This is a genomic window from Streptomyces millisiae, assembly GCF_031845425.1.
Taxonomy (GTDB): domain Bacteria; phylum Actinomycetota; class Actinomycetes; order Streptomycetales; family Streptomycetaceae; genus Streptomyces; species Streptomyces millisiae.
On sequence record NZ_JAVREM010000218.1, the window covers coordinates 1 to 513 of the forward strand.

At 68.4% G+C, this 513-nt stretch carries 1 protein-coding gene and 1 pseudogene; both read right to left on the reverse strand.

The window, feature by feature from the left end; translation table 11 throughout:
* Nucleotides 1-312: NAD(P)-binding protein (locus RNC47_RS36320; RefSeq protein ID WP_311605134.1), on the reverse strand; the 312-nt coding region annotated here is incomplete at its 3' end.
* Nucleotides 312-513: pseudogene (locus tag RNC47_RS36325) on the reverse strand (NAD(P)/FAD-dependent oxidoreductase); the annotation flags it as partial. The gene RNC47_RS36320 and the pseudogene RNC47_RS36325, both read right to left, overlap by 1 nt.

The window sequence follows — 513 nt, forward strand, 5'->3', positions numbered from 1 at the left end:
GTCCTCGACCTTGTTGAAAAGCTCGAAGTTGGTGACGGTCTTGCCGTCGAGTGCGCCCAGTTCGCGCCAGACCTGGTGGGCGTTGTTGCCGGGCGCGGTGCCGATGAGCCATTCGATGCAGTAGTAGAAGAGGTAGCCGACGCGTGACCAGCCGGTGCAGCAGCCGCCGGGCAGCACGTGCTTCTCGAAGACGCGGGTCATGGCTCCGCTCATCTTCGCGTAGCAGCCGGTGGAGAGGCCGCCGAGACCGGCGCCGATGATGATCATCGATTCCCTGGGCCCGCGGGGGGCGTTACGGGTCCTGCCGTTCATCAACGGGTGTCCTCCCGTGCCGACCACCGGTCGAGCCGGGGCAGCTCGCCCAGCTTTCCGGGGTGCCAGGGATCGCTGCCCGGGCTCTCCCACGCCCGGAATTCCAGGCCGAGTTCACGGCAGAGGTACTGGGTCGCGAAGCGGCCGGTGGAGGCGGCGCGGATCAGTCCGCCCATGCCGGCCCACTGCCCGGCCATGGAG